Origin of the sequence: Streptomyces sp. NPDC057137, from assembly GCF_042670825.1 — a bacterium.
Taxonomy (GTDB): domain Bacteria; phylum Actinomycetota; class Actinomycetes; order Streptomycetales; family Streptomycetaceae; genus Streptomyces.
Map to the genome: position 1 here is coordinate 146,242 of NZ_JBHUUW010000009.1, position 19,413 is coordinate 165,654.

The 19,413-nt window shown below is 71.4% G+C and carries 12 protein-coding genes and 1 pseudogene; 1 reads left to right on the forward strand and 12 read right to left on the reverse strand.

Annotated features, from left to right (window positions below; all coding sequences use genetic code 11):
- Window positions 1–81 precede the first annotated feature (81 nt).
- The 9 genes and pseudogenes from tpiA to ACFT9I_RS10800 form a co-directional block, all read right to left on the reverse strand.
- The gene (gene tpiA, locus ACFT9I_RS10760) at window positions 82–882 is read right to left on the reverse strand and encodes a triose-phosphate isomerase (RefSeq protein ID WP_382562840.1); all 801 of its coding nucleotides are present in this window, start codon (window positions 880–882) and stop codon (window positions 82–84) included.
- A gap of 7 nt (window positions 883–889) precedes the next feature.
- The gene (locus ACFT9I_RS10765; protein WP_382562842.1) at window positions 890–2,101 is read right to left on the reverse strand and encodes a phosphoglycerate kinase; all 1,212 of its coding nucleotides are present in this window, start codon (window positions 2,099–2,101) and stop codon (window positions 890–892) included.
- A 171-nt stretch (window positions 2,102–2,272) separates the two neighbouring features.
- Window positions 2,273–3,277, reverse strand: coding sequence for a type I glyceraldehyde-3-phosphate dehydrogenase (gap, locus tag ACFT9I_RS10770; RefSeq protein WP_382562843.1), 1,005 nt, complete (start codon window positions 3,275–3,277; stop codon window positions 2,273–2,275).
- A gap of 333 nt (window positions 3,278–3,610) precedes the next feature.
- Window positions 3,611–5,806, reverse strand: a pseudogene (locus tag ACFT9I_RS10775) (M14 family metallopeptidase); the annotation flags it as partial.
- A 207-nt stretch (window positions 5,807–6,013) separates the two neighbouring features.
- Window positions 6,014–7,003 (reverse strand): DNA-binding protein WhiA, encoded by a 990-nt coding sequence (gene whiA / locus ACFT9I_RS10780; protein ID WP_382562845.1) that lies wholly within the window; start codon window positions 7,001–7,003, stop codon window positions 6,014–6,016.
- Complete coding sequence (yvcK, locus tag ACFT9I_RS10785) at window positions 6,994–8,028, reverse strand: uridine diphosphate-N-acetylglucosamine-binding protein YvcK (protein WP_382562846.1); 1,035 nt, start codon at window positions 8,026–8,028, stop codon at window positions 6,994–6,996. The genes whiA and yvcK overlap by 10 nt, the downstream gene beginning before the upstream one ends.
- Window positions 8,025–9,056: an RNase adapter RapZ gene (gene rapZ / locus ACFT9I_RS10790; protein WP_382562847.1), complete on the reverse strand. Its 1,032-nt coding sequence runs from the start codon at window positions 9,054–9,056 to the stop codon at window positions 8,025–8,027. The genes yvcK and rapZ overlap by 4 nt, the downstream gene beginning before the upstream one ends.
- Window positions 9,049–11,145: an excinuclease ABC subunit UvrC gene (uvrC, locus tag ACFT9I_RS10795; protein WP_382562848.1), complete on the reverse strand. Its 2,097-nt coding sequence runs from the start codon at window positions 11,143–11,145 to the stop codon at window positions 9,049–9,051. Before uvrC ends, rapZ begins: the two co-directional genes overlap by 8 nt.
- Window positions 11,146–11,195: 50 nt before the next feature.
- Window positions 11,196–11,624, reverse strand: coding sequence for a Rieske (2Fe-2S) protein (locus tag ACFT9I_RS10800; RefSeq protein ID WP_382562850.1), 429 nt, complete (start codon window positions 11,622–11,624; stop codon window positions 11,196–11,198).
- A gap of 206 nt (window positions 11,625–11,830) precedes the next feature.
- Between ACFT9I_RS10800 and ACFT9I_RS10805 the strand changes: the two genes are divergently transcribed.
- The gene (locus ACFT9I_RS10805; protein WP_382562852.1) at window positions 11,831–12,727 is read left to right on the forward strand and encodes a carbohydrate kinase; all 897 of its coding nucleotides are present in this window, start codon (window positions 11,831–11,833) and stop codon (window positions 12,725–12,727) included.
- On the opposite strand, the gene ACFT9I_RS10810 is transcribed toward ACFT9I_RS10805, so the two are convergent.
- The 3 genes from ACFT9I_RS10810 to ACFT9I_RS10820 all read right to left on the reverse strand — a co-directional run bounded on the left by ACFT9I_RS10810 (window position 12,675) and on the right by ACFT9I_RS10820 (window position 19,404).
- Entirely contained in the window at window positions 12,675–17,417 is a 4,743-nt protein-coding gene (locus tag ACFT9I_RS10810; RefSeq protein WP_382562854.1) for an amino acid adenylation domain-containing protein, read from the reverse strand. The genes ACFT9I_RS10805 and ACFT9I_RS10810 overlap by 53 nt on opposite strands.
- A gap of 93 nt (window positions 17,418–17,510) precedes the next feature.
- Window positions 17,511–19,136 carry an amino acid adenylation domain-containing protein gene (locus tag ACFT9I_RS10815; protein ID WP_382562855.1) on the reverse strand — a complete coding sequence of 542 codons (1,626 nt, stop codon included), beginning with the start codon at window positions 19,134–19,136 and terminating at the stop codon, window positions 17,511–17,513.
- Window positions 19,137–19,158: 22 nt separating this feature from the next.
- Window positions 19,159–19,404: an acyl carrier protein gene (locus ACFT9I_RS10820; RefSeq protein WP_382562856.1), complete on the reverse strand. Its 246-nt coding sequence runs from the start codon at window positions 19,402–19,404 to the stop codon at window positions 19,159–19,161.
- Window positions 19,405–19,413 lie beyond the last annotated feature (9 nt).

Here is a 19,413-nt window from a genome sequence, read left to right on the forward strand (position 1 = left end):
ATGGACAACGGGGGCCGGCGGCATGTGTGAGATGCCGACTCGGCCCCCGTCAGGGTACGACGGATCCGCGCCCTCGCATACTTACTGGTCGCGGAACCTGACGATCTTGACGAACTCCTCGGCGTCCAGCGCCGCGCCGCCGACAAGGGCGCCGTCCACATCCGGCTGCGCCATGATCGCGGCGACATTCCCGGACTTCACCGAGCCGCCGTACTGGATACGCACCTGGTCGGCCAGCTCCTGCGAGTACAGCTCCGCGAGCCGGGCGCGGATCGCTCCGCACACCTCCTGCGCGTCCTCGGGGGTGGCGACCTCGCCGGTGCCGATGGCCCACACCGGCTCGTACGCGATCACGACGGACTCGGCCTGGTCGGCCGGGATGTCCTTGAGACCGCCGTCGAGCTGCGCGAGCGTGTACGGGACCTGCTCGCCGGCCTTGCGGACGTCCAGGCCCTCGCCGACGCACAGGATCGGGGTCAGCCCGTGCTTGTACGCGGCCCGCACCTTCGCGTTGCAGATCTCGTCGGTCTCGGCGTGGTACTGGCGGCGCTCGCTGTGGCCGACGGCCACGTACGCGCACTTCAGCTTCGCCAGCATCAGCCCGGAGACCTCGCCGGTGTAGGCGCCGGAGTCGTGCGAGGAGATGTCCTGGGCGCCGTACTTGATCTTGAGCTTGTCGCCGTCGACCAGCGTCTGCACGGACCGCAGATCGGTGAACGGCACCAGGACGGCCGTCTCGACCGCGTCGTGGTCCTTCTCGGTCAGGGCGAAGGCGAGCTTCTGGACGTGCGCGATGGCCTCGAGGTGGTTGAGGTTCATCTTCCAGTTGCCCGCCATCAGCGGGGTACGGGCGGTCTTCTCGGTCGGGGTTTCAGCTGCCATCAGTTGGTCAGTCCTCCAGTGCGGCGAGGCCGGGAAGCGTCTTGCCCTCGAGGTATTCGAGGCTGGCGCCGCCACCGGTCGAAATGTGGCCGAATGCGTTTTCGTCGAAACCGAGGATCCGGACGGCGGCGGCGGAGTCGCCACCACCGACGACCGTGAAGGCGTCGGAGTCGATCAGGGCCTGGGCGACGGCCCGGGTGCCCTCGGCGTAGTCGGGGTGCTCGAAGACACCCATGGGGCCGTTCCAGAAGACGGTCGCCGCGTCGGCGAGCTTCGACGCGTACAGCCGGTTGGTCTCCGGACCGTTGTCGAGGCCCATCGTGTCGGCCGGGATGGCGTCGACGGCGACGGTCGTCGGGTTGGCCGGCGCCTTCGTCCTGAGGTCGGGGAACGAGGGCGCGACCAGGACGTCGACCGGGAGGACGAACTCCACGCCCCGCTCGTCGGCACGCTTCAGATACTCCTGGACGGCCGGGATCTGGTCCTCCTGGAGCAGCGAGGCGCCGACCTCGTGGCCCTGGGCCTTGAGGAAGGTGTACGCCATGCCGCCGCCGATCAGGATGCGGTCGGCCTTCTCCAGCAGATGGTCGATGACGCCGAGCTTGTCGGAGACCTTGGCGCCGCCGAGGACGACCGCGTACGGCCGTGCGACGTCGTCGGTGAGCTTCTTGAGCACGCCGACCTCGGTGGCGATCAGACCGCCCGCCGCGTGCGGCAGCCGGGCCGGCAGGTCGACGACCGAGGCGTGCTTGCGGTGGACGGCGCCGAAGCCGTCGCCCACGTAGAGGTCGGCGAGCTCGGCGAGCCGGTCGGCGAAGGCGCCGCGCTCGGCGTCGTCCTTCGACGTCTCACCGGCGTTGAAGCGGAGGTTCTCGATGACGGCGACCTGGCCGTCCGCGAGGGCGGCGACGACGGCCTTGGCGGAGTCGCCGACGGTGTCGGTCGCGAACGCGACGTCGGCGCCGAGGAGTTCACCGAGCCGCGCGGCGGCGGGGGCCAGCGAGAAGACGGGGTCCGGCGCGCCCTTCGGGCGGCCGAGGTGGGACGCCACGATGACCCGGGCGCCGGCCTCGGCGAGCCTGGCGACAGTGGGCTGCACGGCACGGATCCGGCCGTCGTCGGTGATGGTGGTGCCGTCGAGCGGCACGTTGAGGTCGGCCCGGACGAAGACGCGCTTGCCGGCGACCCCTTCGTCGAGAAGTTCGTCGATCGTCTTCATGTATCAGTGACTCCTTGAGAGCGGCTCCACGTCCCGCGACGTAGCGAGCACACAGAAGAGCGAGCACACACAGCACAAGCACACAGCACACAGACGACAGGGCCCGGTCAGCGCCACGTCGCGCCGCACGAGCCCTGTCGTTCACATCGGGAGTTGTCTAGCCGACCGCTGTCAGAGCTGGCCGCCGACGAAGGTGGTCAGGTCGACCAGCCGGTTGGAGTAGCCCCACTCGTTGTCGTACCAGCCGATGATCTTCACGCTCTTGCCCTGGACCAGGGTCAGGGAGGCGTCGAAGGTGCAGGAGGCCGGCCAGTTCACGATGTCCGAGGAGACGATCGGGTCCTCGGTGTAGTCGAGGAGGCCCTTGAGCTGGCCCTCGGAGGCCTTCTGGAACGCGGCGTTGACCTCGTCCTTGGTCACCTCGCGCTCCAGCTCGACCACCAGGTCGGTGACGGAGCCCGTCGGGACCGGGACGCGCATCGCGATGCCGTCGAGCTTGCCCTCGAGCTCCGGGATCACCAGGGCGGTCGCCTTGGCGGCGCCGGTGGTGGTCGGAATGATGTTCTCGGCGGCGGCACGGGCGCGGCGCAGGTCCTTGTGCGGGAAGTCCAGGATGCGCTGGTCGTTGGTGTACGCGTGGACCGTCGTCATCAGGCCCTTGACGATGCCGAAGTTCTCCAGGAGAACCTTGGCCATCGGCGCCACACAGTTGGTGGTGCAGGAGGCGTTGGAGATGACGTTGTGGTTCGCCGGGTCGTACTTGTCCTGGTTGACGCCCATCACGATGGTGATGTCCTCGTCCTTGGCCGGAGCCGAGATGAGGACCTTCTTGGCGCCGCCCGCGATGTGCTTCTCGGCGTCGGCCTTCTTGGTGAAGATGCCGGTCGACTCGATGACGATGTCGACGCCCAGCTCACCCCAGGGGATGTCGGCCGGGTTGCGCTCGGAGAGCACCTTGAACGTCTTGCCGTCGACGGTGATCGTGTCGGCGGTGTGGCTCACCTCTGCCTTGAGGCGACCCATGATGGTGTCGTACTTCAGCAGATGAGCGGTGGTCGCGGTGTCACCCAGGTCGTTGACAGCCACGATCTCGATGTCGGCACCCTGCTCCAGCAGCGCGCGGAAGTAGCTGCGACCGATGCGGCCAAAGCCGTTGATGCCTACGCGGATCGTCACGAACCGATCTCCTCGTTGGTACGCCGGGTTTCGACGCCGGCGAGTGCGTATGGGATGTCCCCGACCACTTATGACCCTACCTCTCCCCAGACGCCTCGGTGACATCGAGTGGCCCCTACGGACCGGCGGCGCCCCGTACCGCCCGGTAGGGGTACGGGGCGCCGCCGCGGGGGTGACGCCGCGCCGGTGGCGCCGGCGCGGTCAGCGCCGCAGGGCCCGCAGCGCCTTCCCGAGCAGCGCCGTGCGCCGCTCCGCGTCCGTGACCTGCTCCAGCCCGAAGCCGAGCAGGACGGTGTCCTTCGTGGTGACCGCCGCCGCGCCGGTGCCGACGTCGTACGTCCCCGCCGCCGTGCTGGCGAACCGCGGGAAGAGGTCGGGGGCGAGGACGGAGGAGGTGACGGTGTACGTACCGGCCTGGTCCAGCGGATTGCCCGGCACCGCGCCGAGCGGCCCCGACGTCCCGAGGAGCGCGCCGGCCCCGGTGAAGGCGGTGGCGCCCGCGGTGGAGGCCCGCCCGTAGGCGCCGAGGTAGTACTGGCTGAAGTCGTTCGTCTGCGTGCGGCCGACCTGCGCGTTCCCGCCGGCCCGCTCGCCCGCCTCGATCAGCTTGCCGCCCTCGTTGAGGAAGTCGCGTACGGCGATCTGTGTGTCGCCGTCCGAGGTGACGGCGCCGGTGTGGTGGACGACGGTGGAGAAGTGGCTCAGGACGCCCAGGGGGTGCGGTGCGCCCTGTGTGGCGACGTCCCAGACGACGGCGGTACGGCCGTTGGCCCGCAGCGCGTCGACGTACGTCTGGGCGTACTGCGCGGGCGCGCCCTCGTCGGCGATCACAAGGGTGTCGGCCCTGGGGCGCTCGGCGACGGTGTAGGTGAAGCGGTCGCTGGTGGTGCGCTTGCCGCTCTTGGTACGACCCGTGAACCAGACCTCTACGCGGTCGCCCGGGTCGGCGTCCTCGATCTCGGCGCGGTACTCGTCGAAGTACAGGTTGTCCTCGCCGCCGTAGGTCTCGCCGCCCTTCCAGGCCCGGAGGTCCTCGTCCCGCGTCCGGCCGCCGTTGATCCGGTAGTTCAGCTCCTTGTCACGCACCGACTTGCGGGCGGTGACGGCGACCTCCTGGTCGGCGCCGCGCGCGTAGGAGGTGGTGAAGGTGTCGGGGGTGAAGTCGGGGGCGCTCAGGCCGACCGAGGAGGACGGCTGGTCGGGGTGGGCGGCGGTCTCGGCGACGGAGAGCGCGAAGGGGATGTTCTTGGCGAACTCCGCCTGGATCAGCTTCTCGTCGTCGGGGAAGTTGAAGCCGGACCGGCAGTCGTCCGCTTCCCAGGCGTCGTCGGGGACGCTGTCGGAGACCGTCTCGCAGGTGGTCATCTCCGGGGTGAACATCATGATCCCGTTGACGTTGGCGCCGTGTCCGTCGGCCTCGCCGTTGGTGGTGTACAGCTCGGAGGAGACCTGCGGGTAGTAGCCGGGGACGGCCGAGTTCTCCGGAGTGCCGGCGAGCGACCGGTAGAGGACGTCGTCGGGGGTCGGCATGGCGACCTGCCAGCCCACGCCGTAGAGGAGCAGTTCGGCGGCGGAGTGCCAGTTGATGCCGTAGTCGAACCCGATGCGCTTCTGGAGGCGGTCGATCGCCTGGGTCTCGGGCTCGGAGCCGGGTGAGGCGCCCCGGTAGGTCTCACCGGTGGGCTGCGGGGACGAACCCTCGTTGTCGTAGCCCCACTTGTAGGTGAAGTTCCGGTTCAGGTCGATGCCGTCGCCGCGGCCGATGACGCCGTCGGCGTTGACGTCGCGGAGGTTCTTGCGCCAGAGGCGGTTGGCGTCGGCGGCGTGGGTCCAGTCGTAGCCGTCGGGGTTGGCGGACAGGACGAACCACAGCTCGGTGGTGTCGACGATCTTCGTGATCCTCGGGTCCTTGCCGTAGTTGTCCAGATAGTGGTGCATCAGCCGCCGTGTCATCTCGGGAGTGATCCACTCCCGGGCGTGCTGGTTGGACATGTAGAGCACGGAGGGCTTGGCGCCGTCCTTGGCCTTGGCCGCGCCCTTGGTGAGCTTGAGGGCGAGGATGTCCTTGCCCTGGACGGTCTTGCCGATGGAGACGACCTTGGTGAGTCCGGGGTGGGCCGCGCCGGCCTCGGTTATCTCCTCCTGGAGGCCGCCCGGACCGCTGTACGGGCGGTAGACACCGTCCCCGGCCGCCCTCAGCCGCGATTGCGTCTGCGCGGAGATCTTTCGCTCGGTGACCTCGACGCCCTGGGTCTCCAGGTCGCGCGCCTGGTCGTCGGTGAGGAACAGCTCGACCTTCGCCGTACCGCCCTTCGGCACCGATTCGCCCAGCTCGTGGGCGTCCTGGCCGGCCGCGAGGAGCAGTGGCACCTGCTCGGCGGTGACCTCGGCGTCGAAGACCTTCAGGGTGTCCCCGGCCGCGGCCGGGGACTTGTCGGTGGCGGTCTCGGCCTGGGCGCCGGGTGCTGCCGTGATTCCGCCCAGCAACAGTGCGCCCGCCGCGAGGATCGCTCTCGCTCCGCGTCTCATGTGCCCCCCTTGCTGTGGTCCGCCACAGGCGTGACGGGACGCCGTCAGATTCACCAACCCGCATGGCCATGTCAAGGGCGCCTCAAGGCCAAGCAAAATGCCGCTGTCGGCCCCCGACGGGGTACCGGCAGCGGCACGTTGGCGTACTGCGGTGCGGGCGTTCTGCGCGCTTCGGTCGCGCCGCCCTCCTTACGGAAGGCGCGTCACTCAGCCGACGAGGCCGTCCGCCATCTCCTCCGACAGCGTCGACTCGGTCCCCGGAATGCCCAGGTCCTGCGCCTTCTTGTCCGCCATGGCCAGCAGCCTGCGGATCCGGCCCGCCACCGCGTCCTTGGTGAGCGCCGGATCGGCGAGCGCGCCCAGCTCCTCCAGCGACGCCTGCTTGTGCTCCATCCGCAGGCGGCCGGCGGCGGCGAGGTGCTCGGGCACCTCCTCGCCCAGGATCTCCAGCGCCCGCTGCACCCGGGCCCCGGCCGCCACGGCCGCGCGCGCCGAGCGGCGCAGATTCGCGTCGTCGAAGTTGGCGAGGCGGTTGGCCGTCGCGCGGACCTCACGGCGCATCCGCCGCTCCTCCCACGCCAGCACCGACTCGTGCGCCCCGAGCCGCGTCAGCAGCGCCCCGATCGCGTCCCCGTCCCGTACGACGACCCGGTCCACGCCACGCACCTCGCGCGCCTTGGACGGGATCTGGAGTCTGCGGGCCGCGCCGACGAGCGCGAGGGCCGCCTCGGGCCCCGGGCAGGTCACCTCCAACGAGGAGGAGCGCCCCGGCTCGGTGAGCGAGCCGTGGGACAGGAACGCGCCCCGCCAGGCCGCCTCGGCGTCGCAGGTCGCGCCGGAGACCACCTGGGGAGGCAGTCCGCGGATCGGCCGGCCACGGCCGTCGACCAGACCCGTCTGACGGGCCAACTGGTCACCGCCGGTAATCACCCGTACGACGTAGCGGCTGCCGCGGCGGAGTCCGCCGGGAGCCATCACCACAAGCTCCGAGTTGTGCCCGAAGATCTCCAGGATGTCCTTGCGGAGCCGGCGCGCGGCGATGCTGGTGTCCAGCTCCGCCTCGATCACAATGCGTCCGCTCACGAGGTGGAGACCACCCGCGAACCGGAGAATCGCCGAGACTTCGGCCTTCCTGCAGCACGTACGGGTGACGGGAAGCCGGGCGATCTCGTCCTTCACCGCTGCCGTCATCGCCATGGGCCGATCCTTCCATGCATCCGAAAAATACGGTCGTACGCGGCGGCCAACAGTTCCGGGTCGTGCTTCGGAAGTCCATCGGGTCGGGCCACGGGAGCCAGCTCGACCGCGGCACCGAGCCGCTTCGCGGCATCGGAGAGTGATTCGCTGTCGGGCACGGCGGCCTCGTCGGCCAGCACCACGTCCAGGGCGAGTTTAGGGGCGTGTCGTCCCAAAACCTCCAAATGACGCTGCGGTGAGAAGCCATCGGTTTCACCGGGTTGTGGTGCGAGGTTCAGCGAGAGGACCCGGCGGGCCTTCGTCTCGACCAGCGCGTCGAGCAGCTCGGGCACGAGCAGATGGGGGATCACCGAGGAGAACCAGGAGCCGGGACCGAGCACCACCCAGTCGGCGTCGAGGACCGCGGCGACGGCTTCGGGGACCGCCGGCGGGTCGTTCGGCACGAGATGCACGGACTGCACCTCGCCGCGGGTCAGGGCGACCGTGGCCTGTCCCCGTACGGTGTCGATCTCGTCCGGGCGGTCCGGGTCGTGACCCCGTACGAGCGCCTGAAGCTCCAGCGGCACCGCGGACATCGGCAGCACCCGGCCGTGGGCGCCGAGGAGCTTGCCGACCAGGTCCAGGGCCAGCACATGGTCACCGAGCTGTTCCCACAGGGCGACGATCAGCAGATTGCCGACCGCGTGCTCGTGCAGGTCGCCCTTGGACTGGAAGCGGTGCTGGATGACGCGGGCCCAGGTCTGACCCCAGTCGTCGTCGCCGCACAGCGCCGCCAGCGCCTTGCGCAGATCACCGGGCGGCAGCACGCCCAGCTCCTCGCGGAGCCGGCCGCTGGAGCCGCCGTCGTCGGCGACCGTGACGACCGCCGTGAGGTCGCCGGTGATCCGGCGCAGCGCCGTCAGGGAGGCGGACAGCCCCATGCCGCCGCCGAGTGCGACGACCTTGGGCTGGGCGCCGCGGCCGCGGCCGGCCAGCGCGGGCGTGGCCCTGCGCAGCCGCCGCAGCCGGAAGTTGCGTCCGGTCACTCGCGCCCCATGTCCCGGTGGACGACCACGGTCTCGATCCCCTCGGCGGCGAGCCGGGCGCCCAGCTTCTCCGACATGGCGACGGAGCGGTGCTTGCCGCCGGTGCAGCCGACGGCGACGGTCACATAGCGCTTGCCCTCGCGGCGGTAGCCGGTGGCGATCAGCTCCAGCAGCTCCGTGTAGCGGTCCAGGAACTCCTTGGCGCCCGGCTGGTTGAAGACGTAGCCGGACACCTCCTCGTTGAGGCCGGTGAACGGGCGCAGCTCGGGGACCCAGTGCGGGTTCGGCAGGAAGCGGCAGTCGACCACGAGGTCGGCGTCGACCGGCAGGCCGTACTTGTAGCCGAACGACATGACCGTGGCGCGCAGCTCCGGCTCCTCGTCGCCGGCGAACTGGGCGTCCATCTTGGCGCGCAGCTCGTGGACGTTGAGGCTGGAGGTGTCGATCACCAGGTCGGCGTCGCCGCGCAGCTCGCGCAGCAGGTCGCGCTCGGCCTCGATGCCGTCGACGATCCGGCCGTCGCCCTGGAGGGGGTGCGGACGGCGTACGGACTCGAAGCGGCGGACCAGGGCCTCGTCGGAGGACTCGAGGAACACGATCCGCCGGGTGACCTGCTTGGCGTCGAGGTCGGCCAGCGACTCGCGGAGGTTGTCGAAGAAGCGGCGGCCACGGACGTCGACGACCACGGCGATCCGGGCCACGTTGCCCTGCGAGCGGGCGCCGAGCTCCACCATCGTGGGGATCAGCGCGGGCGGCAGGTTGTCCACGACGAACCAGCCGAGGTCCTCCAGGCACTTGGCGGCCGTACTGCGGCCCGCGCCCGACATGCCGGAGATGATCACCAGCTCGGGGATGGCGGGCTCGGGGACCGTCCCGTCGGGCCCGGTCGCCGCGTCGGTCCCTTCGACGGGCTCCCCGGCGTTCTCCTGTGTGGTCTCCCCGTCCGCCGTCGGCGCTGCCCCCTTCGCGGTCTCCTTGGGCTCACCCGTACTCACGTCTGCCACTCCGTCCCGGTCTTGCTCAGTCATGCGTGCTGCCCCCGTCGTCTTCCATGATCTCTCCTGTCGCCGTGTTCACAGCGGGCGCGGCGGGTGCCGCCTGGGCGAGGGCCACGGCCACGGACTCGGCCGTCTTGCGGCCGAGACCGGGCACCTCACAGATCTGCTCGATTGTGGCCTGCCGGAGCTTCTTCACCGAGCCGAAATGCTTGATGAGTGCCTGTTTCCGGGTCTCGCCGAGGCCCGGGACGTCGTCCAGGGGGCTGGTCCGGATGCGTTTGGCCCGTTTGGCCCGCTGATAGGTGATGGCGAAGCGGTGGGCCTCGTCACGTACGCGCTGGAGAAGGTACAGCCCTTCGCTGGAGCGGGGGAGCACCACGGGGTCGTCGTCGTCGGGCACCCAGACCTCTTCCAGGCGCTTGGCGAGGCCGCAGACGGCCACGTCGTCGATGCCCAGCTCGTCCATGGCCCGCTTGGCCGCGGCCACCTGGGGCTGTCCGCCGTCGACCACGACCAGCTGGGGCGGGTACGCGAAGCGCTTGGGCCTGCCGTCGTCCTCCTTGAGAGGCGACGGACCGGAGTGGCCGTCGTGCCCGTTCTCACCGGGGGCGGCCGGGCTCTGGGCGGTCATGTCCCGGTCGGCCGGGTCCTGCCCGTTCTCGTCGGGGACGGTGGATCCCTCGTCCTCCTCCGTCCACTCCCCCGTGCGCTCCTTCTCGGCGAGGTAGCGCTTGAAGCGCCGGCCGATCACCTCGTGCATGGAACGGACGTCGTCCTGGCCCTCGAAGCCCTTGATCTGGAAGCGGCGGTACTCGCTCTTGCGGGCGAGGCCGTCCTCGAAGACGACCATCGAGGCGACGACGTCGTCACCCTGGAGGTGCGAGATGTCGAAGCACTCGATACGCAGCGGCACACTGTCCAGATCGAGCGCCCGCGCGATCTCCTCCAGGGCGCGGGAGCGCGTCGTGAGGTCGCTCGCGCGCTTGGTCTTGTGCAGGACGAGGGACTGCTGGGCGTTGCGCCCCACCGTCGCCATCAGGTCCTTCTTGTCACCGCGCTGCGGGATCCGCAGCGAGACCTGCGAGCCGCGGCGCTCGCTCAGCCACTGGGAGAGCGCGTCGGTCGCCACCTGGTCCTCGGGCAGGGCGGGGACCAGGACCTCCTTGGGAACCGAGTCGCCGCTCTCCTCCCCGTACAGCTGCTGAAGCGCGTGCTCGACGAGGCCCGCCGTGTCGACCGCCTCGACCTTGTCGGTGACCCAGCCGCGCTGACCGCGGACACGTCCGCCACGGACGTGGAAGATCTGTACGGCCGCCTCCAGCTCGTCCTCGGCGACGGCGATCAGGTCGGCGTCGGTGGCGTCGGCGAGGACGACGGCGCTCTTCTCCATCGCCCGGCGCAGCGCCCCTATGTCGTCCCGCAGCCGGCCCGCCTTCTCGTACTCCATGTCCTCGGCGGCGATCGTCATCCGCTGTTCGAGACGACGGATGTACGCGCCGGTGCGGCCGGCCATGAAGTCGCAGAACTCCTCGGCCAGTTGACGGTGCTCGTCCGGTGTGACGCGGCCGACGCAGGGCGCCGAGCACTTGCCGATGTAGCCGAGGAGGCAGGGGCGTCCGGTGCGCTCGGCGTTCTTGAACACCCCGGCGGAGCAGGTGCGTACGGGAAAGACACGGAGCATCAGGTCGACGGTCTCGCGGATGGCCCACGCGTGGCCGTACGGACCGAAGTAGCGCACGCCCTTCTTCTTGGCGCCGCGCATGACCTGAACGCGCGGGAATTCCTCGTTCAGCGTGACCGCGAGATACGGATAGCTCTTGTCGTCGCGGTACTTGACGTTGAATCGGGGGTCGTACTCCTTGATCCACGAGTACTCCAGCTGGAGCGCCTCGACCTCGGTGGAGACGACGGTCCACTCGACGGAGGCGGCCGTGGTGACCATCGTGCGGGTGCGCGGGTGGAGATTCGCCAGGTCCTGGAAGTAGCTGGAGAGCCGGGGGCGCAGGCTCTTGGCCTTCCCGACGTAGATCACCCGGCGGTGATCGTCGCGGAATCTGTAGACCCCCGGGGAGTCGGGGATCTGTCCCGGCTTGGGGCGGTAGCTGGAGGGGTCGGCCATGTCCTCCACCCTACTTGCGGGCACCGACAGTGTGGCCGCGCCAGGTGGGCTCAGGCGCCGGGGCCCGCGACGAGCCGGCCGTCCTTCGCGCTGATCGGGACCTCGGGCAGCGGCACCGTCGCCGGGCCCTTCGTCGCCTTGCCCGTCGTGACGTCGAACCGGCTTCCGTGGCAGGGGCAGTTGCCCTCGGTGCCCTCCACCTTGTCCAGCACACAGCCCGCGTGGGTGCACTGCGCGCTGAAGGCCTTGTACTGGCCCTCGGCGGGACAGCTCACCACCAGACGCTGCTCGCGGTAGAGCTTCACCCCGCCGACCGGCACCGCGTCCGCCGCGCCGAGGTCGACCGGGGCGGTCGGGGTCGGCTCCTCGGCGTGCCCCAGCTTCGACTCGGTGGAGCAGGCGGCCACACCGGCACCGGCCGCGCCGGCGAGCGCGACACCCTTCAGGACGGTACGACGGGGGGTGGGCCGGGCGGGCATGGTGTCTCCACTGGTCAGAAGGCTGGCGCGGTCGGAAGGCTGGCGCTGCGTTCGACCCTACCGGGGGCGTTTTCGGCGCCTTCCCCGGGCATCACACGTGGTGGTCGTGGGGTGGTCGTCGCAGCGCTGCCGTCGGGCGTGGCCGTCGGGCGTGGCCGTCACGCACACGCTGTCGCACGTGAGGACGATGGGTTACGTTCGGCAGCGTGATCGTCGTCGCCGGAGAGTCCCTGATCGACCTGGTCCCGCAGCCCGCCGCCGGTGGCCCGCTGCCGCCCCTGCTGCCCCGCCTCGGCGGCGGCCCGTACAACACCGCCGTCGCCCTCGGCCGGCTCGGCACACCGACCGCCTTCTGCTCGCGCGTCTCCACGGACGCCTTCGGCGTGGCCCTGCTGGACGGTCTGCGCTCTGCGCGGGTCGACACCTCCCTCGTACAGCGCGGCCCCGAACCGACGACGCTCGCCGTCGCCTCCGTAGGAAGCGACGGTTCGGCCGGCTACGGCTTCTACGCGCAGGGCACCGCCGACCGCCTCTTCGAGCTGCCGCCCCAACTGCCCCCGTCGGCAAGGGCGCTCGCCCTGGGCACCTGCTCGCTCGTCCTCGAACCGGGCGCGAGCGCGTACGAGGCGCTGCTGCGCCGTGAGGCGGACCGCGGGGTCTTCACCCTGCTCGACCCGAACATCCGGCCGCCGCTGATCCCGGACGCCGACGCCTACCGTGCGCGCTTCGCGGGCTGGCTGCCGTACGTGTCGCTCCTGAAGCTCTCCGAGGAGGACGCCCGGTGGCTCGGAGGGGTGCCGCGCGGCCCGGCGGCCGTGGTGGTGACGCGCGGCGCCGACGGGCTGACCGTGCGGACGCGGGCCGGGGTGGAGGTCTCGGTCCCGGCCACCCCGGTGGACGTCGTGGACACGATCGGCGCGGGCGACACCGTGAACGCCGCGCTGCTGCACCGGTTGGGCGCCATCGACGCCCTGTCGGAGCGGGCGCTGAACGCGCTCGACGCGGGGCAGTGGCGGGACATCCTCGGCTTCGCCGCGCGGGCCGCCGCCGTCACCTGCTCCCGGCCCGGCGCTGAGCCTCCCTATGAGGCCGAGGTGCGTTAGGGGGAGGAGACGGAGTCGACCGGGGCTTCGGCTGCGGGTGCGGCCTTGGAACGGACGACGACGGTGACGGTGACGCGGACGACGACGGCGACCGGGCCGGGGGCGTGGACGGCGAAGGGGACGGGAACGGGGACGGACCGGCCGTGCGGGTGGGCCGCGGCAGGAACCCCGTGCGGGTGAAGTACTCCACATACGTACGAAAGAGCTGTTCGTCGATGTCGGGGCAGCCGATCCCGGTGCCCTCCAGCGCACGCCGGGTGTCCTCCGCGTCGAAGAGCAGGCTCCCCTCCGAGCCCCCTCCGCGCGTCTCGGCGGCCATGGCCGTGAGCAGCGGGAAGGCGGCGTTGCCGGGATCCGCCTCGGTGGCGGCGAGCCAGTCGGCGGCCGGGACGTCCTTGACGGCGTGGCCGAGTGCGCGCAGGCGCGCCACGGCGGTGTCCATGCGCAGCGGGCGCTCCCCCGCGACATGGAACGTCCGCCCCGCCGACCGGGGTTGGCGGGAGAGCGCCACCACGGCGGCGCTGACGAAGTCCACGGGCACGAGGTCGAAGGCGGTGTCGACGTCCGACGGGGCCACGCCCGACTGGACGCAGCCCTTCAGCAGCAGCCACATGAAGTCGCCCGTCTGGCAGACACCGGTGGTCGACTCGCCGGTGATCCGGGTGGGCCGGTAGACGGAGACGGGCAGCCCACGGGCGCGCGCGGCCTCGACGAGCCGCTCCGCGGCCCATTTGCTCCGCGTGTAGCCGTGTTCAAGGGTGGCGGCCGGTCCGGTCGGGTCCTGCGGCCGTACGGGGCGAGCGGGCCCGTCCCCGGCGCCGTACGCGGTCTCGGCGCCGCCGCCCCCGTACACACCGACGGTGGAGATGTGGTGGACCGGCACGGTGCGGTGCAGGGCGGCCAGCCGCAGGATCTCCTGCGTGCCGTACACGTTGGCGTCTCTCAACTGCTCGTAGGAGAACACCAGGTTGACGGCGGCGCCGGAGTGGTAGACGGCGTCGACGGTACGGGCGAGCCGGTCGAAGTCGGCCGCCGAGAGGCCCAGTCGGGGCCGGGCCAGATCGCCCGTGACGACGGTGACGCGGTGTTCGGTGGACGGGTCGGTGAGGCCGTACGACTCGCGGGCCGAGCGCAGTCGTTTCTCGGCGTTCAGCTGGTCGCTGCCGCGCACCAGGCAGTGGACGGTGGCGTCGGTCCGGCGCAGCAGTTCCCTCAGGAGGAAGGCGCCGAGGAAGCCGGTGGCTCCGGTGAGGAGGACGTGCTCCGGGTCGGGGACGACGGTGCGGACATCGGCGGCGGCAACGATGTCGGGGGCGAGTCGTATGTCGTCGGTGAGGTCGGGGGCGACTTCCTTACGTCCTCCTACTGAGGAGGCGTCCACCAGTGCGGCGAGGCCCGCGACGGTCGGTGAGGTGAAGACGGAGCGGAGCGGTACCCGTACGGCCAGCTCCTCCCGGAGTGCGAGGACGAGCCGGGTCGCCAGCAGGGAATCGCCGCCGAGCGCGAAGAAGTCGTCGTGCGCGCCGATGGTGCCGGGGCCGAGCAGCGCCGACCACAGCCGGGCGATCCGCTCCTGTGTGGCGGTGAGTAGCGCGACGGCCCGTGCGGTGTCGTCGTCGCCTGCGCCGTCACCCCGGTCCTCGCCGCCGTCTCTCCGCCGGGCGAGTGCGGCGCGGTCGACCTTGCCGCTGGAGGTGAGCGGGAAGCCGTCGACCGGTACGCAGCGCGCCGGGACCAGCGGGTCGGGCAGCCGGGCGCGCAGCCGCTGCCGTATCTCCTCGGGACCGGCCACGTCCGGGTCGCCGGCGATGTAGTACGCGAGGAGCCGCTTGCCGGCTCCCGGGCCGAGGTCCTGGGCCACGACCGCCGCGTCGGCCACGCCGGGCTGGGCGCGTACGGCGGCCTCCACCTCGCCTGTCTCCACCCGGTGGCCCCGGATCTTGACCTGGCCGTCGCTCCGGCCGACGTACTGGATCCGGCCGTCGGGCAGCAGCCGGGCCAGGTCACCGGTGCGGTAGAAGCGGCTGCCCGCCCGCGTACCCGCCCCCGTCCCTGCTCCGGGAAGGTCGCCGGGCACGAACTTCTCGGCCGTCAGCTCCGGGCGTCCCACATAGCCGCGCGCGACCACCGGTCCGCCGACGCAGATCTCCCCCACGGCGCCCGCCGGCACGGGCCGCAGCCGCTCGTCCAGCAGGAGGACCGTGGCGCCGTCGACGGGGCGTCCGATGCTCGGCAGATCGGGCCAGGCGGCCGGGTCGGGGCCCAGCCGCTCCGCAGTCACGACATGGGTCTCGGAGGGGCCGTACTGGTTCTCCAGCGTGGCCGAGGTGAGGGTGCCGAAGAACTGCCGCAGGGCGGGCGTGACATGGAGCTGTTCGCCCGCCGTGAGGACCTCTTGAAGAGAGTCGCAGCGACGGCCGGTGACGCACGCGTACTCCACCAACTGCTGCAACGCGACGAACGGCAGGAACAGCCGCTCGATCCGCTCCGACCCGATCAGGTCGAGCAGTTGGTGCGGGTCCCTGCGGACCTGTTCGTCGACGAGGACGAGCGTCCCGCCCGCCGCCCAGGTGGCGAAGATCTCCTGGAACGCGACGTCGAAGCCGAGGGGCGCGAACTGAAGGGTGCGCGCCCCCTCACTCGGGTCCGGCCCGGTCGCCGACCGGCGCCGCTGCCACTCGATCAGATTGGCCAGCGGACCGTGCTCCATGGCGACGCCCTTGGGCCGGCCCGTGGAACCCGAGGTGTAGATGACGTACACGAGGTCGTCGGGCCCCACCGGGACGACGGGGCCGGTGAACGGCGATTTGTTGTCAACCTGCCCCGGCATGCCCGGCACGTCGTCCGCGTCCGGCGCACCCGGCACGTCGTCCGCGTCCGGCAGGTCGTCGAGGAGCACCGCCTCGACGCCGGCGGGCAGTTCGGCCGGCCGGCACCCGCGCTGGGTGAGCAGGACGTCGATCCCGCTGTCCCGCACCGTGAACGCGATCCGCTCCGCCGGATGGCGCGGGTCGATCGGCACACAGCTGCCGCCCGCCTTCAGCACCCCGAGGACGGCCACCGGCAGATCCGCCGTCCGCTCCACGCACACGCCGACGGGGCGGCGTACGGCGCCTCGCGCGACGAGCAGCGCGGCGACCCGGTCGGCGGCGGCGTCCAGCTCCGCGTACGACAGGGTCCGCCCGTTCGCGACGACGGCGGGCGCGTCCGGTGTCAGCCGGGCCGAACGCGCGAACGCCTCGTGCACGAGCGGGACTTCGGGGGGCGGCTGCGCGCCGTGCGCCCACTCGGTGAGCGTCCGCCGTTCCTCGTCGGGAGGCATGACCGCCAGGTCCTGGAGCGCGGTCTCGGGGCGGGCGACGGCGTCGGCGACGAGCGTACGGAACCGGGCCGCCAGCCGCTCGACCGTGGCATGGTCGAAGAGGTCGGCGGAGTACTCCCACAGTCCGCGGTACCCGTCCCCGTCGGGCATCAGGTGCAGGAACACGTCGTACTTGGCCGTCCCGTCGTGCACCTGGAGGCGCTCGGCCGCCACACCCGGCAGGGACAGCGCCGACGGCGGCGCGTCGTCGACCGCGAACACCACCTGGAACAGCGGGAACCGGCTCAGTGTCCGCTCGACACCCAGCTCACGCACCAGATGGCTGTACGGCACGTCCTTGTGCCGGACGGTCGACCTGACCTGGTGCTTCATCTCCACCACCAGGTCCGTGAACGACCGGTCGTGGCGCGGCCGTCCGCGCAGCGGCAGCACGTCGGTGAGGCAGGCGATGAGGTCCTCGGTCTCCGGCTCGTCGCGGCGCGACACCGGCGTGCCGATGACGAGGTCGTCCTGGCCGGTGTGCCGCCCGATCAGCGCGGTCAGCGCCGCGGCCAGCACCACGAAACGTGTCGTCCGCAGCCGGGCGGCGAGGCCGCGTATCAGCGCTCCCGTGGCGGCGTCGACGCCGAACTCCACCTGGCCGCCGTGGTGGCTGAGGGCCTGCGGGCGGGGGCGGTCGGCCGGGAAGGACGACTCGTCGGGTGCGCCTGCCAGTTCGGCCCGCCAGTGCTCGACCAGCCGCGCGCGGTGTTCGCCGTCGGTGCTCCGCTGGCGCCGGGCGTACGGCCCCGACTGGACGGGCAGTTCGGGCAGCCGGGGCGCCCGGCGCTCCACCTCGGCGCGGTACAGCTCGCCGAACTCCTGGTCGAGGAGGCTGAAGCACCAGCCGTCGATCACGGCGTGGTGGATCGCGACGGCGAGCACGGACTCACCGTCCGCGCGCGGGTGTGGGCGCGGGCGTGAGCGCGAGTCGGTGGCGTCGTGGTCCGCGCCGTCGGCGTCGACGTCGGCGATCACCAGCAGCGTGGCCTTCAGCAGCGGCGGTTCGGCGAGGTCCGTCTGCCGGGTGACGGCGTCCCTGAGCGCCGACGCCCGCTCGTCCGCCGTGATCCGCCGTACGTCGACCGGAACCCGCATCGGCGGGAGGACGATCTGCCGGGGAGCGCCGTCCACCAGCATCAGCCTGCTGCGCAGCGCTTCGTGCCGGGCCACGACGCCGGTCAGCGCCGCTTCGACGGCAACGATGTCGAGGGGGCCGCGCAGTCGGTGGACCCACGACTCCACGTAGCGCGAGGTGCCTTGCTGATACTGGTCGTTGAGCCAGATCGACTCCTGCTCGAACGACATCGGGTAGGTACGCGGTTCCATCGCTTCTCGCTTCGTGGTGCGAACGACTGGGACGGACCTCTGGGGGGTGGCGGCTGAGGCCGGTGCGGCGATATTCAGACACCGATCATGCGTCTATCGGCCCGGCTGGTCCAACAGAGCGACGATGTCGATCTTTCCGTTGGGCGTCCGGGGGAAGGTCCGGATCCGCCGGACGTCGTCGGGCACCTGGGCGCGCGGCAGTACGGCGGCGAGCGATTTCCGAACGGTGTCCGGCTCCGGGGCGGCGCCGTCGACCGCGCCGTCGGCGTCACCGGTGCCGCCCGTCCCGGCGAGCGGTTCCGCGGTGTAGAACAGCGCGAGCCGTTCGTACGCACCGCTCTCACCAGCCACGGGAAGCACGGCGCACTCCCGGACGCCTGCCAGGCGCAGGGCCGCGGCCTCTGTCTCGGCGGGCTCGACGCGGTGCCCGGAGATCTTGATCTGCCGGTCGGCGCGGCCGTGGAAGTGCAGTGTCCCGTCGCTGTCCAGCCGGCCGAGATCGCCGGTGCGGTAGATCCTTCTGGGGCCGGTGCCGGGGTCGAATGTGGCGAAACTCTCCGCCGTCGCCCGCTCGTTGCCGAGGTAGCCGTCGGCCAGGCCCTCCCCGGAGACACAGATCTCGCCGAGCGCGCCGGGCGGGACCTCGTGGTCGCCGTCGAGGACATGGATCGTGGTGCCGGGGACCGGCGTGCCGAGCGGGATGCCGTACTCGGCCTCGCAGTCGGCCGGTCGGATCCGGTGGGTGGTGACGAAGACGCAGCACTCGACCGGGCCGTAGCCGTTGAGCAGGGTGATCCCGGGGTGACGGGCGAGGAAGGCCCGGATGTGCGGGGCGGAGAGGCGCTCGCCGCCGGTGAAGACCTGGCGCAGCCCGGTGAAGCAGTCGGGGTCCTCGTCCACGAAGAGGTTGAAGAGGGCGGCGGTGAGCCAGATGGTGTCCAGGCCGGTGGATTCGACGAGTTCGGCCAGGTCGTCGGGGAGGAAGTAGTCGCCGTCGACGAGCACGACCGTGCCGCCGGTGGTCAGCATGCTCCACAGTTCGAGGGTGAGCGCGTCCCACGAGACGGGGGCGGCCTGGGGCATCACACGGCCGGGGCCGAAGTCGGCGAAGCTGTCAGGGCCGAACAGCCGGGTGGTGGCGCGGTGCGGCGAGAGCACTCCCTTGGGGGTGCCGGTGGTGCCCGAGGTGAAGAACACGGTGGCGGGCGCGGCCCCGTCCACCCCGTCCGCCGTGTCCTGATCAGGCGTGAGGCTCGCGTCCGGGGCCCGTCCGGCCGCTTCGCTCAACTCCTCGGCGGGTGGCGTCCATACGGTGCGGCCGTCGGCGTCCGTCGCGGGCGGCGCGCCCTCGGCCGGCGACGGGCCCACGACGACCGGCGGCGCCAGCATGGCGAGTACGGTCCGCAGGCGGTCGGCGGGCAGTTTCGGATCCAGCGCCGCGTAGGCGGCACCACGTTTGAGTACGGCGAGGAGCACGGCCACCAGTTGGGGCGAGCGTGGCAGCAGTACGGGCACCAGCCGCCCGGGGCCGACACCGAGTCGGCCCAGCTCCGCGGCGTACGTCTCCGCCGCCCGGTCGAGCGTGCGGTAGCTGACGCGCCGGCCCGCGAAGACCAGTGCGGTGGCGTCCGGCCGGAGGTGGGCCTGGTGCGCGACGGCCTCGTGGATGAGCCGCGTACCGGGCGGACGAGGCACGGGCACGGGGGACATGCGGGACATGAGAAGTCGGTCTCCGTCCCCGTCAGTCGGCTTCGCCGCGGGCGATCACGGCGGCGCTGAAATCGGCGACCGTCTCACTGTCGAAGACCGTGTCGGGAGAGACCCGGATGCCCAGTTCTCGTTTGACACGGGTGCATATGCGTACCGCTTGGAGGGATGTGCCGCCGAAGTCGTAGAAGCTGTCGGAGGGCTTCAACTCATCGGCTCCGAGGACCTCTGCCATGATCCGGACGACGGAATCGCTGTCGCCGCGCTGCTGCTCGGACACCTTCATCTC